This is a genomic window from Arthrobacter sp. PsM3 (assembly GCF_030433895.1).
Lineage (GTDB): Bacteria > Actinomycetota > Actinomycetes > Actinomycetales > Micrococcaceae > Arthrobacter.
Window position 1 is genome coordinate 60418 of the sequence record NZ_JARUXE010000013.1, and the last position, 14666, is coordinate 75083.

Genomic DNA, 14666 nt, shown 5'->3' on the forward strand with positions numbered 1-14666 from the left:
CGCACCAAGCAGCACTGCACGATTCTTGATTGAGATCTCCAGCCGCCCATCCGGCTGTTTTCCTGGCTCACTTCCCCGGAGCCAGGCTGACGCAGGATAGGCGCGGATGGGGATCTGGATTAAGAAGCGGCACGCGCAGCGAGCAGCCGCACTCCAACGAATCAGCCGGACAATGAAAGGACGCAGGCATGACGGACCCTGACCAGTCGAAGCCTACGTCCGAACGCCATGTACCGGTCCTCAAGGACCGGTGCATCAATTTGTTGGCACCTGGGTTCGAAGCGGCGCGCAGCCGGGGCGAGACCCCCGTGGCCATTGACGCAACCCTGGGCATGGGCGGCCACGCCGAGGCGATGCTGCAGCGCTTCCCGGATCTGCACCTGATCGGCATCGACCGTGATGAGGAAGCCCTGGCCCTCGCCGGGGAGCGTCTCCAGCCCTACGCCAACCGGATCGACCTCGTTCACGCCGTGTACGACGAAATCCCCGAGGTCCTGGCGGACCTCGGTTTCGACGAAGTCCACGGAGTCCTGATGGACCTCGGAGTCTCCTCGCTCCAGCTGGACGAACGGGAGCGGGGTTTCGCCTACTCCTTCGACGCGCCGCTGGACATGCGGATGGACACGAGCCGCGGCCAGACCGCCGCCGACGTCGTCAACAACTACAGCGAAGAGGATCTGGTCCGGATCATCCGGAAATGGGGCGAAGAGAAGTTTGCCGGCCGCATCGCCAACCGGATCGTCACCGCACGCTCCGCGAAGCCCTTCACCACCACGGGTGAGCTCGTGGAACAGATCCGCGGAGTGGTACCCGCCGGCGCGGCAAAAACCGGGGGACACCCCGCAAAGCGCACTTTCCAGGCGCTCCGGATCGAGGTCAACGAAGAGCTGGACGTCCTGGAACGTGCCATCCCCGCGGCCATCAACGCGATCGCCGTCGGCGGCCGCGTGGTCGTGATGTCCTACCACTCGCTGGAGGACAAGATCGTCAAGGGCTTCTTTCAGGCCGGATCCAAATCCTCCGCACCACTGGGTTTCCCGGTGGAACTGGAAGAGCACAAGGCGGAGCTGAAATCCCTGACGAAGGGCACCGAGGTGCCCACCGCCGCCGAAATCGCCGAGAACCCACGCGCCGCATCCGCCCGGCTCCGCGCCGTGGAACGCATCAAAGCCAGGAGGGCCGCATGAGCACCGCAGCTGTCAGCAGATTCCCCGTTGCCACAGAAGCGACGGCCCGCGCCCTGCCCGGGATCACCCCCGGCACCGGCCCCGACCGGAAGGCGCGCACCCCGCTCTCGCTGGTGCGCTCAGCCCCGCGCAAACGCCGCGCCCCGTTCGTCGTGCTCTGTTTCGGCCTCCTCGCCGTAGCACTGATGGCGGTGCTGGTCCTCAACATCTCCGTCTCCACGGCGCAATACCAGCTGGTGCAGCTGCGGAGCGAGCAGTCCACGCTGACGAAGCAGAACCAGGACCTGACCCAGCAGGTGCAGAACTTCGACGCCCCGCAGAACCTGGCCGCCAAGGCCACCGAACTGGGCATGGTGGCTTCCACGGCCAAGGGCCAGATCGACCTCTCCACCCTGAAGGTCAGCGGCAAGGCAAAGCCCGCGGTGAAGGGCGACGCCCCGGGCGCCGTCATCGCCGCACCGGCTGTGGCCGGACAACTCGTCGTCGTTCCGCCCGCGACCGTCAATGAGCCGCTCGCGAACCGCAAGCCCGCCGCCGAGGCAGCCACCGCGCCGGCCGCGGCAGCAGCCGTACCCGCCGCCGTGCCGGTTCCGCCGGCTGTCGAACTCCACGGGGGCTCGGTCCCGGCCCCCGCGCAGAAGGTCCCGGGAAAGTAACGCAGGACGGACCACCAGCCAGGCAAGCAGCAAGGACACATCGTGGCAAAGAACACCGGCAGGGCACGCAAGGCGAAAGCGCCAAGCGCGACCCTGCGGCTGCGGCTGGGCCTCGGCGTCATGCTGGCGCTCCTGCTCGTCGTCGGCGGAAAGCTGTTTTTGGTCCAGGGCCTAGACGTCGGGGGCATGGCCGAAGCCGCACTCCAGAACAGGCTCACCCCCGTCGAACTCCCGGCCGAGCGCGGCAGCATCCTCGATGCCAACGGCGCCGTCCTGGCCAGCAGTGTGATCCGCTACAACGTTGTGGTGGACCAGAGAGTCAACACCAAAACCGAGTCGTTCCGCCGGTTCGATGAGGGCAAGGATGAGCTGGTCAAAGTCTCCCGCGACCAGGGCATCTCCGAGCTTGCCACGCTGCTGGGTATGGACATGGCCGCGGTCAAGGAGGCACTCACCGGGGACAAGCCGTACTACATCGTGGCCAAGGACCTCAAGCCTGACGTCGAGGACCGCATCTCCAAACTGCAGATCCCCGGCATCGTCACCGTGGGCACCACTAAGCGGGTCTACCCCAACGGCTCGGTGGCCGGCGGGATTGTCGGCTTCCTGAAGGACGGCACCACCGGACAGGCCGGCCTTGAGCAGACCCAGGACGAGATCCTCCGGGGCACCCCCGGCAAACGGCTCTTCGAAATCGGCGCCGACGGGCTGCGCATCCCGGTCGGAGTGGACCAGTTGACCCCCGCCGTCAATGGCAAGGACCTCAAGCTCACCCTCAACTCGGACCTGCAGTACTTCGCCCAGCAGGCGATCCAGAGCCAGAAAGACAAGCTCAGCGCCGAATGGGGCGTCATAGTCGTCTCCGATGTCAAGACCGGCAACATCATCGCCATGGCGGACACCAACTCCCCGGACCCCAACGACCCGGGCAAGTCCGACCCCAAGGACCGCGGCGTCCGCGCCGTCACAGCAGCCTACGAGCCCGGTTCGGTGGAGAAAATGATCACCGCCGCAGCCGCGATCGAAGAAGGCACCGCCCACCCGCTGGATCACATCACCGTTCCGCCGACCTACACCGTCGACGGCCAGACCTTCACCGATGCTTTTGTCCACGGCACCGAGGAACGGACCCTGGCCGGCATCATCGGCTACTCCATGAACACCGGCACCGTAATGGTGGGCGAGCGGCTCAGCAAGGAGAAGCGTCACGACTGGCTGCAGAAGTTCGGCATCGGCGAGGCGCCGGACATCGGGCTGCCCGCAGAATCCCCCGGCATCCTGACGCCGGCCGATCAATGGGACGGCCGGCAGCAGTACACCGTCCTCTTCGGCCAGGGCGTGGCCCAGTCGACCCTCCAGACTGTCCGCGCCTACCAGAGCATCGCCAACGGCGGCGTCATGCTCCAGCCGAGGCTGATTGACAGCTACATCAACCCGGACGGCACCGAGGAGAAGGTCCCGGCCCAGGCGCCCCGGCAGATTGTCACCAAGGACACTGCCCAACAGGTCCGCGACATCCTGGAGAGCGCCGTGACCGAGGGCGAAATCAAGGACGCCGCGATAGACGGCTACCGGGTAGGGGCGAAGACCGGAACATCAGAATCGCCCTGCGACGACGGCAAGTCCGGCTTCTGCGGCTACACCGCTTCCATGGTGGGAATGGCGCCGATGGACGATCCGCGGTTTATTGTTGAAGTGGTCCTGCAACGGCCCAAGGGCAGCATCTACGGAATCACCAATGGTCCGGTGTTCCGTTCGGTGATGAGCCAGACGCTGCGCACGTTTAACGTCGAGCCTTCCACCGGTGAGCCCGTCCGGCTGCCGCAGTACGTCAAATAGCACCCGTTCCACCCAGCACCCGGCGTCACGAACCAGTGCCAAACCACAGTGCCTGCGGGCCGGAGCACGCCTCCGTGCGCAGCGCAAGATCCACTAGCACCACAACGGAGACCCACTTGTCAGAGCTCAACGCCCCCGGCGCTTCCGCGCCGTCCGGCCAGGACTCCACCCAGGGCTTCCGGCCCACTGCGGTTGCCGCAGTGCCGCTGGCAACCATCGGTGAGTCGATCGGCGTCGTCGTTCCAGGGGCGTCCGGCTCCGTTGCCGTAACGGGGATCTCCCTGAATTCCCGGACGGTCCAGCCGGGGGACCTGTACGTTGCCTTGCCCGGCGCCACCCGCCACGGGGCCGACTTCACCTCCCAGGCAGTGGAGGCGGGCGCGGCCGCTGTGCTGACGGACGACGCCGGCGCGCGCCTGCTGGCGTTCTCCCACGACATTCCGGTCCCCGTGCTGCTGGCCCGGGAACCCCGCGCCCTCGTGGGCGGACTGGCCGCCCTGATCTACCGGAGCCGGCCGGACGACGCACCCGCTCCGGTCCTGTACGGCGTAACGGGCACCAACGGCAAGACCACGACCACGTACTTCATCAACGCCCTCCTGCAGGCCCTCGGGAAGCGGACCGGGCTGATCGGCACCATCGAGATCCTGGCCGGCGGAGAACCGATTCCCAGCCTCCTCACGACCCCTGAATCCACCGATGTCCACGCCCTGCTGGCCCTGATGCGCGAACGCGGCCTCGACGCTGCCTCCATGGAGGTCTCCTCGCACGCCGTCTCGTTCCACCGGGTGGACGGGGTCGCGTTCGACGTCGCCGGCTTCACCAACCTGACCCAGGACCACCTCGACCTGCACGGTTCCATGGAGGAGTACTTCCGGACCAAGGCGAGGCTCTTCACCCCCGGGCGGGCCCGCAGCGCCGTCGTGACGGTGGACGACGACTGGGGTGTGAAGCTTGCCGCGGCGGCGGAGATTCCCGTGACGACTCTGGCCACTGCCCAGCCGGCCGGCGCGGGAAACGGTGCGGCCTCCGGAGCGGACTGGACCGTTGTCCGCCCCGTCCCGCGCGGCCTCGGCACGGATTTCGTGCTCCGCCACCGCGACGGCGCGGAACTGCGTGTCCACACCGGCCTGCCCGGCAGCTTCAACGTGGCGAACGCCGCGCTGGCCACCGTCATGGTGCTCGCGGGCGGGCACGAGGCCGCCGCTGTCCAGGCCGCCCTCGACGCCGGCGACCCCTTCACCGTTGCGGTCCCCGGCCGGATGCAGCTCGTCTCGACAGCCCCCGCGGCGGTGGTCGACTTTGCCCACAACCCGGACGCCCTGGCCCGTGCCCTCGAAGCCGTGCGCTCCCCGGAGCCCGGATCCCGGGTGATCATCGTCTTCGGCGCCACCGGACAGCGCGACCAGGGCAAGCGGCCCGCCATGGGTGCCATCGCCGCGCGCCTGGCCGACACCGTCATTGTCACCGACGACGACCCGCACGACGAGGACGCCGCGGGGATCCGGGCAGGCGTCCTGGCGGGCGCGGTGGAGGCCAAGGAACGCGGGGGCCTGGGCTGCCGCATCATCGAAGTCTTCCCCCGCGATGCCGCCATCCGGGAGGCCGTGGAACTCGCGGGCCCGGCCGACACCATCCTCGTCGCAGGACGGGGCCACGAAATTTGGCAGGAAGTCAAGGGTGTCAACCTCGCCCTTGACGACAGGGTGGAGCTCCGCTCTGCCTTGACAGCTCGGGGATTCACCGTTCTCGAAGACCAGCGGATAGAGTCCTAAACCGAGATGATTGCATTTACCGCGGCGGAAATCGCCGATCTAACCAGCGGCCGGCTGGCCGCCGAGCCGGGGATTATCCCCGGCTCCGTGGTCACCGACTCCCGGGAAGCCACACCGGGTTCCCTCTACGTGGCCAAGCCGGGGGAGACGGCCGACGGCCACGACTTCGTGGGCGCGGCCTTCGAACGCGGAGCAGTGCTGGCACTGGTCGAGCACGACGTCGCGGACGGCGCCGGGCGAACCTACCCCGCCGTCGTTGTCCAGGACTCGGTCCTCGCGATGGGCGCACTGGCCGCCGAAGCCGTCCGGCGGATCCGCGCCAGCCGCGCGGCCGCCGGCGAGCCACTGACCGTGATCGGCATTACCGGCTCCGCCGGCAAGACCACCACCAAGGACCTGCTGGCCGGGATCCTGGCCGGCGAAGGCCGGACCGTTGCCCCGCAGGGTTCCTACAACGGCGAAGTCGGGGTCCCGCTCACCGTCTTCAAGGCCGACGCCGACACCCGTTACCTCGTGATTGAGATGGGCGCCACGGGCGTGGGCCACATCAGCTACCTCGCGGAGATGGTGCGCCCCGACATCGGAGTTGTTCTGGGGGTCGGCACGGCCCACGCCGGCGAATTTGGCGGCGTGGAGAACATCGCCCGGGCCAAGGGCGAGCTCGTCGAAGCCCTGCCTGCCGCCGGCACCGCCGTACTCAACCTGGACGACGCCCGCGTCGCGGCGATGGCCGCGCGTACGCGGGCCACGGTGCTGGGCTATTCTGCCCTGCCCGCCCGCGGCGGCCTGGACGACGAAGTCGTAGCTACCACAGCCGGTGCAGAGCGGGTCCGGGCCGAGGGCGTCGAGCTCAACGCCGACGGCCACCCCGAATTCGAACTTTTCCTGCCGGGCGGGAGTGCCGGGTACCACGTCGCAGCCAAGCTGATCGGCGCCCACCACATCGCCAACCTGCTGGCAGCAGCGGCGGCGGCGCACGCCGCCGGCGTCCCCGCCGACCGGATCGCAGCCTCCCTCAGCACCCAGACGGCCGCCAGCCGCTGGCGGATGGAACGCACCGAACGGGCCGACGGCGTCACGGTCATCAACGATGCGTACAACGCCAACCCGGAATCGATGCGCGCCGCCCTGCGGACCCTCGCCGACCTGGGCAGGGGCCGCCGGACCTGGGCCGTGCTCGGGGCCATGCTCGAACTTGGCCCGGACTCCATCCGCGAGCACATGGCTGTTGGCACCCAGGTGGTCCGGCTCAACATCTCCCGGCTTGTCGTGGTGGGCCGCGAGGCCCGGTCGCTCTACGTCTCCGCCGTCAACGAGGGGTCCTGGGGCAACGAGTGCGTCTTCGCCGAGACAGCGGAGGAGGCCTACGAACTGTTGCGGGCCGAGCTTGAACCCGGCGACCTCGTGCTATTCAAGTCGTCCAACAGCATCGGGCTGCGCCATCTGGGCGATCGGATAGCATTACCCCCACAGGCCCCCGGGACCGCCGCCGGCCCCGACGAGGGAAGGGCTGCCGGGAGCGCCGCTGGAACCGCCACTGAAGGAACCGCCACTGAAGGGAGTGCGTTGCTGTGATTGCACTGCTGATGGGCGCCGGACTGGCCCTGCTGTTTTCCTTCCTGGGCACTCCGCTCTTCATCCGTTTCCTGGTCCGCAAGAGCTACGGCCAATTCATCCGGGATGACGGACCCACATCGCACCACACCAAGCGCGGCACCCCCACGATGGGCGGCACGGTCGTGGTCCTGGCGGTGCTCGCCAGCTACGCCATCACGCATCTCGTCATGTGGCTGATGAACCCGGAGTCGCCGGGCCCGTCCGCCTCGGCCCTGCTGCTCCTGTTCCTGATGGTCGGGATGGGGCTCGTCGGCTTCCTGGATGACTTCATCAAGATTTCCAAGCAACGAAGCCTGGGCCTGAACGCCAAAGCCAAGCTGATCCTGCAGGCCGCCGTCGGCATCATCTTCGCGGTCCTCGCCCTCTATTTCCCGGACGAGAACGGCGTGACGCCCGCCTCCTACCAGATCTCCCTGGTCCGCGACATCCCGTGGTTGAACCTGGCCTTCGCCGGCACCGTCATCGGCGCCATCCTCTTCGTGCTCTGGTCGAACCTGATCATCACCGCCGCCACCAACGGAGTGAACCTCACCGACGGCCTCGACGGCCTGGCCGCCGGTGCCTCCATCATGGTCTTCGGCGCCTACACCCTGATGGGGATCTGGCAGAGCAACCAGTCCTGCGGTTCGCCGCGGCAGGCCGGCGCCGGCTGCTACACCGTCCGCGACCCCCTGGACCTGGCCCTGCTCGCCGCCATCCTCAGCGCGGCGCTGGTCGGCTTCCTGTGGTGGAACACCTCACCTGCCAAGATCTTCATGGGCGACACCGGCTCACTTGCGATCGGCGGCGCCGTCGCCGGCTTCGCCATCCTGTCCCGGACCGAACTGCTCCTCGCCTTCATCGGCGGCCTCTTCGTCCTGATCACCCTCTCGGTGATCATCCAGGTCGGCTACTTCAAGATCACCAAGGGCAAACGATTCTTCAAAATGGCCCCGCTCCAGCACCACTTTGAACTCAAAGGCTGGGCAGAGGTCACCGTCGTCGTCCGGTTCTGGATCCTGTGCGGACTCTTCGTCGCCGCCGGACTGGGCATCTTCTACGCCGAATGGGTGGTACTGCTGTGACCGGTCCAATTCCCGCGCCCCTCACCACCTCACCCCGGCTGGAAAACCTTGTCAGCTGGGACTCCGACTGGGCCGGCCTGCGGGTCGTCGTCACCGGAATCGGGGTTTCCGGGTTCGCCGCCGCTGACACGCTGATCGAACTCGGCGCCCGCGTGGTCGTGGTGGACGCCGCCACCGGCCCCACGGCCGAGGCCCAGGCGGATACGCTGCGGATCGTCGGGGCCGCAGGGGTCCTGCTCGGCGAGGACGCCGTGGAAACCGTTCCCAAATTCGACGGCGCCAAGCCGGACCTGATTGTCACCTCCCCGGGGTGGCGGCCGGACCAGGCCCTGCTCGCCGCCGCGGCGAGGGCCCACATCCCGGTCTGGGGCGATGTCGAACTCGCGTGGCGGGTCCGCGAACGCAAAGGACGCAAGACCGCGGACTGGCTCACCATTACCGGCACCAACGGGAAGACCACCACCGTCGGGATGACCGAATCGATGCTGCAGGCCGCAGGACTGAAGGCCATCGCCGTCGGCAACGTCGGCACACCCATCCTTGATGCCCTGCGCGATCCGGTGGACTACGACGTCTTCGCCGTCGAGCTCTCCAGCTTCCAGCTGCACTGGTCCCACTCCGTTTCGCCGGTGGCGAGTGTCTGCCTGAACGTCGCCGAGGACCATGTCGACTGGCACGGCTCCTACGCCTCCTACCTGGCGGACAAGGCAAAGGTCTACGAGCACACCCAAAAGGCGTGCATTTACAACGCGGAGCAGATCGAAACCGAACGCATGGTGGAGGACGCCGACGTCGTCGAGGGCTGCCGGGCAGTCGCCTTCACCACCGTCACGCCGGCCATCAGCATGCTCGGCGTCGTCGAAGGACTCCTCGTGGACCGCGCCTTCATCGCCGAACGCAAGGACAGCGCCGCCGAACTGGCTTCCGTTTCGGACCTCGGGACCGTGGCCCCGCGCCACATGGTGGCCAACGCCCTCGCCGCGGCAGCCCTGGTCCGCGCCTACGGCGTGGAGCCGGCTGCGGTCCGCAAGGGCCTGCTGAACTATCTTCCGGGGGACCACCGCATCCAGCTCGTGGCCCGCCACAACGGTGTCCTCTGGGTCGATGACTCCAAAGCCACCAACCCGCATGCCGCCTCGGCGTCCCTTTCCGCCTTCGAGAACGTTGTCTGGATCGCCGGGGGACTGTCCAAAGGCGTGAGCTATGACGCGCTTGTCCACGAGCACGCCCGCCGGCTCAAGGCCGTCGTCCTGATCGGGGCAGACTCCAGAGATCTCCTTTCCGCGCTGCGGCGACACGCGCCCGATGTCCCAGTGATCGGGGAGGGGAAGGGCGAAACTGAAGAGGTGCAGACTGCCGGGACGGCCCGCGCCGTAGCAGGCCCCTCGCCGATTTTCAGCGAAACTGTGATGGCCCAGGCCGTTGCGTCGGCGGCGCAGCTGGCCGCCTCCGGGGACACTGTGCTCCTGGCCCCGGCGGCTGCGTCCATGGATCAGTTCTCTTCCTACGCTCACCGTGGCGACGCCTTCATCGAAGCTGTCCGCGAGCTCGTGGAAGGGCAGGCTCAGACCAGCGAGGAGTAACAATGGTCAGCACGCCCACACGTAACCCCGCGGCCACACCGGCCGCGGCAAAGCCGCACACCGCGAAGGCGCCGGCAGCAAAAGCATCAGGGGCCACGGCCCAGAACGGCCCGCAACGGGCCGGCCGCAGGATCCGGGACTGGTACCGGGGATTCTGGTCCGCGCTGGAAGGCTCGGGCAAGTCCCGCAACGGCTCCACGTACTACCTGATCCTGGGCTCCACGATCGCACTGACGGCAATCGGCATCCTCATGGTGCTTTCCGCCTCCAGCGTCGAGGCCATCGCCGCCGGAGAATCGCCCTACACCGCCGCCCTCAAACAGGGGATGTTCGCCGGAATCGGCCTCTTCTGCATGTTCCTGCTCTCGCGGGTCAATGTGGTGTGGCTCAAGCGCGGAGCGTGGATCGCCATCATCGCGGCGTTCGTGCTGCTGGTGCTGGTCCTCCTCGTCGGCCGCAGCGCCCTCGGCAACCAGAACTGGATCGACGTCGGCCCCTTCACCTTCCAGCCTTCCGAGGCGGCCAAACTGGCGCTTGCCCTGTGGATGGCCACGGTGCTGGACCGCAAGGCCAAGCTGCTGTCCCAGACCAAGCACGCCCTGATCCCGGTGGTGATCCCCGGCGCCGCCGGAGTGATCGGACTCATCCTCTTGGGCAACGACCTCGGCACCGCCATGATCGTCATGATGATCACGGCGGCCGCCCTGTTCTTTGCCGGGGTGCGGCTGTACCTGTTCGGCATCGCCGGGGTCGTCCTCGCCGCGGGCACGATCGTCCTGGCCATCACCAGCCCCAACCGGGTCTGCCGCATCCTGTCCTGGACCGGGCAGACCTGCGCCGACGGCTCCGACGTGAACTACCAGTCCACCAACGGCCTGTATGGCCTCGCTTCCGGCGGATGGTTCGGCGTGGGACTGGGCCAGAGCCGGCAGAAGTACAGCTGGATCCCGGAAGCCCACAATGACTTCATTTTCGCCATCATCGGCGAGGAACTCGGACTGGTGGGAACCTTCGTGGTCCTGATCCTCTTCGCCATCCTCGGCACCGCCATCTACCGGGTTGTCGTCGCACAGAAGGACATGTTCCATCGCGTCCTGGCGGGCACCATCATGGTCTGGCTGCTCGGCCAGGCGACGGTCAACATGGCCGTGGTCACCGGCCTGGCCCCCGTGATTGGCATCCCGCTCCCGTTCATCTCCTACGGCGGCTCGGCGCTGCTGATGTCGCTGTGCGCGATCGGCGTAGTCTTGTCCCTGGCCCGGGCCCAAATGGCGCCCGGCCTGCAGCCCAAGCGGCTGTTCCGGTTCGGCCCAGCCGGGCTCGCAGCAACCCTGCGGAAGCGGAGCGCCGCACGCGGCGCAGCCCGGAACGAGGCAAGGAACCCGGCCGCCGGGGCCAAAGCCCGCCGAACACCGGCCACACGAACTCCCGCCGCCGGGACCCCTGCCCCCAGAACACCTGCACGAAAGCGTAAATAGGCCTCCATGAACACCGAGCAGTCATTGTCCGTCGTCCTCGCCGGCGGCGGAACAGCCGGGCATATCAGCCCGCTCCTGGCCATCGCGAACGCACTCCGGGAGGCCCGCCCCGGCGTCCGGCTCCTGGCCGTCGGCACGCCCGCCGGGATGGAAGCCCGGCTGGTTCCGGCCGCAGGCCTGGACCTCGCCACGATCAGCAGGGTGCCGTTCCCGCGCCGGCCGTCGCTGGACCTGCTGCGGCTCCCCGGCCGGCTGCTCCACGCCGTGAAACAGGCCGGCGACATCCTCGACGAGGCCAAAGCCGACGTCCTGGTCGGTGTCGGGGGGTATGTCTGTACCCCGCTGTACCTCGCCGCCTGGCGCCGGAAGATCCCCATTGTCATCCACGAGGCGAACACCCGCCCGGGTCTGGCGAACCGGGTGGGGGCCCGGCTCGGCGGACACGTTGCCGTGGCCTTCGCCGCAACCCGGCTGGGCGCCTCCCGCCACGTTGGCATGCCGATGCGGACGGAAATCTCCGGTCTCGACCGGAGCGCCGCCCGGACCGAAGCCCGGGCAGCCCTCGGCCTCGACCCGCAGCGTCCGGCCCTGATTGTCACCGGGGGCTCCTCGGGCGCCCAGAGCATCAACCGCACCATCGCGGCGTCGGTCGGCCTCCTTGCAGAGGCCGGCATCCAGACCCTGCACCTCACGGGACGCGGCAAGGCAGTCCACGACGCCGACGGCAAGCCGCTCGCGGCCCCCGGCTACCAGCAACGCGAGTACGTTGACGGAATGGAAACGGTGTACGCTGCGGCGGACCTGCTGCTGGCGCGCGCCGGCGCCGCCACGGTCTGCGAGGTCGCCGCCGTCGGCCTTCCTGCCGTCTTCGTTCCGCTGCCGATCGGCAACGGCGAGCAGGCGCTCAACGCCGCCGGGCTCGTCGCGGCTGGCGGCGCCCTGGTGGTGGACGACAGCACCTTTTCGCCGGAGTGGGTCCGCGGGCACATCGTCCCACTGCTGCAGGACACGGACCGGCTCGCCCGGATGGCGGCCAGCGCGGAACGGCTCGGCATCAGGGACGCCGACCGGCGCATGTCCAGTCTCGTCCTTGAAGCGGTGGCGTCCGCGAAGGCAAAACCCGTAAAGCACAGCAGGAAGCGGTAGTGGAATGACCCAGCCCGAACACCAGCACACCTCCCGGACGGCCCGCACCGCGAAGTCCCTCGGCCGGGTGCACTTCATCGGCATCGGCGGCGTGGGAATGTCCGCCGTGGCCCGCATCCTGGTGGCCCGCGGCTTGCCGGTCAGCGGCTCCGACGCTAAGGACCTGCCGGTCATGGCCGATCTGGCAGCGGCCGGGGCGCGGATCTGCGTTGGCTACACCGCCGCCAACCTGGGTGACGCCCAGAGCGTGGTCGCCGGCTCCGCCATCCGCCCGGACAATCCCGAGCTGGCTGCGGCCATGGCCGCCGGACTGCCCGTCTTCCACCGCTCGGAGGCACTCGCGGCCGCCATGGCGCAGGACACCGCCGTGACCGTGGCCGGCACGCACGGCAAGTCCACCACGACGTCGATGATCACCGTCCTCCTGCAGGGCGCCGGCCTGGACCCCTCCTTCGCCATCGGCGCCAACGTCCCGGCTCTGGGCGTCAACGCCGCCAGCGGCAGCACGCCGATCTTCGTGGCGGAAGCCGACGAATCCGACGGGTCCTTCCTGAACTACAGCCCGCAGATCGCCGTCGTCACCAATGTCGAACCGGACCACCTCGACTACTACGGCACCGCCGAGGCCGTCTACGCCTCCTTCGACCGGTTCACCGCGCTGCTCCCGCCCGACGGTGTGCTCGTGGCCTGCGCGGATGACGCCGGAGCCAGGGCCCTGGCAACGCGGACCCTCGAGCGTGGCAACACGCGCGTCGTGCTCTACGGCACCAGCGATGACGCCCAGATTGTGCTGCACGACGGCGGCCCGGGGGAGGTGTCCATCTCCACCCCCGCAGGACGCTTCAGGCTCGATCTGCACGTTCCCGGGCGGCACAATGCCCTCAACGCCGCCGCGGCCTTCGCTGTCGCCCTGGAACTGGGCGTCGACGCCGCCGTTGCCGCCGGCGCCCTGGCCCACTTCACCGGAGCGTCCCGGCGCTTCGAATTCAAGGGGGAGGGCCGCGGCGTCCGGGTCTACGACGATTACGCCCACCACCCCACGGAGGTGCGCGCAGCCCTGTCCGCGGCGCGGTCGGTGGCCGGTGGGCACAAGCTGCACGTCCTCTTCCAGCCGCACCTGTTTTCGCGGACCCGGGAATTCGCCGAAGAGTTCGCCACGGCGCTCAACGCCGCCGACACCGCCTTGGTCCTGGACATCTATCCGGCCCGCGAGGACCCGATCCCGGGCGTCACCAGCCAGCTGATCGCCGCCCACCTGGGATCGGGCGGTCGGCTCGTCGGACCGGGCGATGAGGCCGTGCAGGCAGTGGTGGCCGCCGCCGCGCCCGGGGACATCGTGCTCACGGTCGGAGCTGGCGACGTCACGGCCTACGGGCCACTGATCGTCGCAGCCCTGAACAGCGGAGCCCCCCGTGCCTAGCACCCGACGTCCCAGCTACCGTACCGGTGCACGCCGGCCGGCGTCGGCGCCCGGGGACCCGGCGTCGTCCGATGTCATCTCGGCGTCCAAGGACGGCGGCGCGGCCACCACCGCAGCTGCCCCCGCCGCCGGAAGCAAACAGGAGGCGCCGCCGGCCCGGGACAATGTGCTGTCCTTTCCCGAACCCAAGGCCAAGCGGCGCAGGCGCATCCGCCAGGGCATCATTGGTTCCCTGGCCGTGCTGGTCGCGGCGGTCATCGCCGCGGCGGTGTACTCGCCCGTCCTGGCGTTGCAGACGGTCACTGTCCAGGGCACCAAACTGCTGAGCGCGGAGCAGGTCCAGACGGCCCTTGAACCGCTGCACGGCAAGCCGCTGCCGCAGATCAGCGACGGCGACGTCACCGCCCTGCTGCAGCCGCTGGTCCAGGTCAAGGAAGTCACCGCCCAGGCGCTGCCGCCCTCGACGCTGCTGGTCAAGGTGACCGAACGCGTCCCGGTGGCCCTGGTCAAGCAGGGCCAGGCCTACCAGCTGGTCGACGTCGACGGTGTGAAGCTCAATGACAGCGCCGACCCGGACTCCATTCCGCTGCCGGTCATCGACGGCGGAAGCGGCACGCTGCCCAAGGACCTGTTCCACGCCATCACCGGCGTCCTGGGGGCGCTGCCGGCTGATGTGCTAGCCCGGCTCTCTGAAGCCTCGGCCAAGTCGGTCGACGCCGTTGAACTCAAGCTCGTGGACGGCCAGACGATCGTCTGGGGCAATGCGGGGGAGAGGGAGCTCAAGGCAAAGGTCCTGGAGGCCCTGCTGAAAGCCCCCGCGGACCCGAAGAACCCGGTCCGGATCTATGACGTGAGTGTGCCCCGGCACCCGGTCACCCGGTAGCCGCCAATCACTTGTCCG

11 protein-coding genes are annotated in these 14666 nt (G+C 68.6%); all 11 read left to right on the plus strand.

All coding sequences use genetic code 11. The annotated features are described in order from the left end of the window. Positions 1-188 precede the first annotated feature (188 nt). A complete protein-coding gene (rsmH, locus tag QCD75_RS09100; protein WP_301227796.1) occupies positions 189-1187 on the plus strand; it encodes a 16S rRNA (cytosine(1402)-N(4))-methyltransferase RsmH in 999 nt (332 codons plus the stop codon). Further along, positions 1184-1843, plus strand: coding sequence for a hypothetical protein (locus QCD75_RS09105; RefSeq protein WP_301227798.1), 660 nt, complete (start codon positions 1184-1186; stop codon positions 1841-1843). Before rsmH ends, QCD75_RS09105 begins: the two co-directional genes overlap by 4 nt. A 42-nt stretch (positions 1844-1885) precedes the next feature. Further along, positions 1886-3682, plus strand: a complete 1797-nt coding sequence (locus QCD75_RS09110; RefSeq protein WP_301227800.1) for a peptidoglycan D,D-transpeptidase FtsI family protein — start codon at positions 1886-1888, stop codon at positions 3680-3682. A gap of 116 nt (positions 3683-3798) precedes the next feature. After that, the gene (locus QCD75_RS09115; RefSeq protein WP_301227802.1) at positions 3799-5457 is read left to right on the plus strand and encodes a UDP-N-acetylmuramoyl-L-alanyl-D-glutamate--2,6-diaminopimelate ligase; all 1659 of its coding nucleotides are present in this window, start codon (positions 3799-3801) and stop codon (positions 5455-5457) included. Positions 5458-5463: 6 nt separating this feature from the next. Then, on the plus strand, positions 5464-7032 hold the full coding sequence (locus tag QCD75_RS09120; protein ID WP_301227804.1) for a UDP-N-acetylmuramoyl-tripeptide--D-alanyl-D-alanine ligase: 1569 nt from the start codon (positions 5464-5466) through the stop codon (positions 7030-7032). Then, positions 7029-8138, plus strand: coding sequence for a phospho-N-acetylmuramoyl-pentapeptide-transferase (gene mraY, locus QCD75_RS09125; RefSeq protein WP_226761021.1), 1110 nt, complete (start codon positions 7029-7031; stop codon positions 8136-8138). Before QCD75_RS09120 ends, mraY begins: the two co-directional genes overlap by 4 nt. Next, positions 8120-9721: a UDP-N-acetylmuramoyl-L-alanine--D-glutamate ligase gene (gene murD / locus QCD75_RS09130; RefSeq protein ID WP_301227807.1), complete on the plus strand. Its 1602-nt coding sequence runs from the start codon at positions 8120-8122 to the stop codon at positions 9719-9721. The genes mraY and murD overlap by 19 nt, the downstream gene beginning before the upstream one ends. A 2-nt stretch (positions 9722-9723) precedes the next feature. Next, a complete protein-coding gene (ftsW, locus tag QCD75_RS09135; protein WP_301227809.1) occupies positions 9724-11199 on the plus strand; it encodes a putative lipid II flippase FtsW in 1476 nt (491 codons plus the stop codon). A gap of 6 nt (positions 11200-11205) precedes the next feature. Further along, complete coding sequence (gene murG / locus QCD75_RS09140) at positions 11206-12345, plus strand: undecaprenyldiphospho-muramoylpentapeptide beta-N-acetylglucosaminyltransferase (RefSeq protein ID WP_301227810.1); 1140 nt, start codon at positions 11206-11208, stop codon at positions 12343-12345. 4 nt (positions 12346-12349) lie between these two features. Further along, the gene (gene murC, locus QCD75_RS09145; RefSeq protein WP_301227811.1) at positions 12350-13765 is read left to right on the plus strand and encodes a UDP-N-acetylmuramate--L-alanine ligase; all 1416 of its coding nucleotides are present in this window, start codon (positions 12350-12352) and stop codon (positions 13763-13765) included. Next, positions 13758-14648 (plus strand): cell division protein FtsQ/DivIB, encoded by an 891-nt coding sequence (locus QCD75_RS09150; protein ID WP_301227813.1) that lies wholly within the window; start codon positions 13758-13760, stop codon positions 14646-14648. The genes murC and QCD75_RS09150 overlap by 8 nt, the downstream gene beginning before the upstream one ends. Positions 14649-14666: the final 18 nt, after the last annotated feature.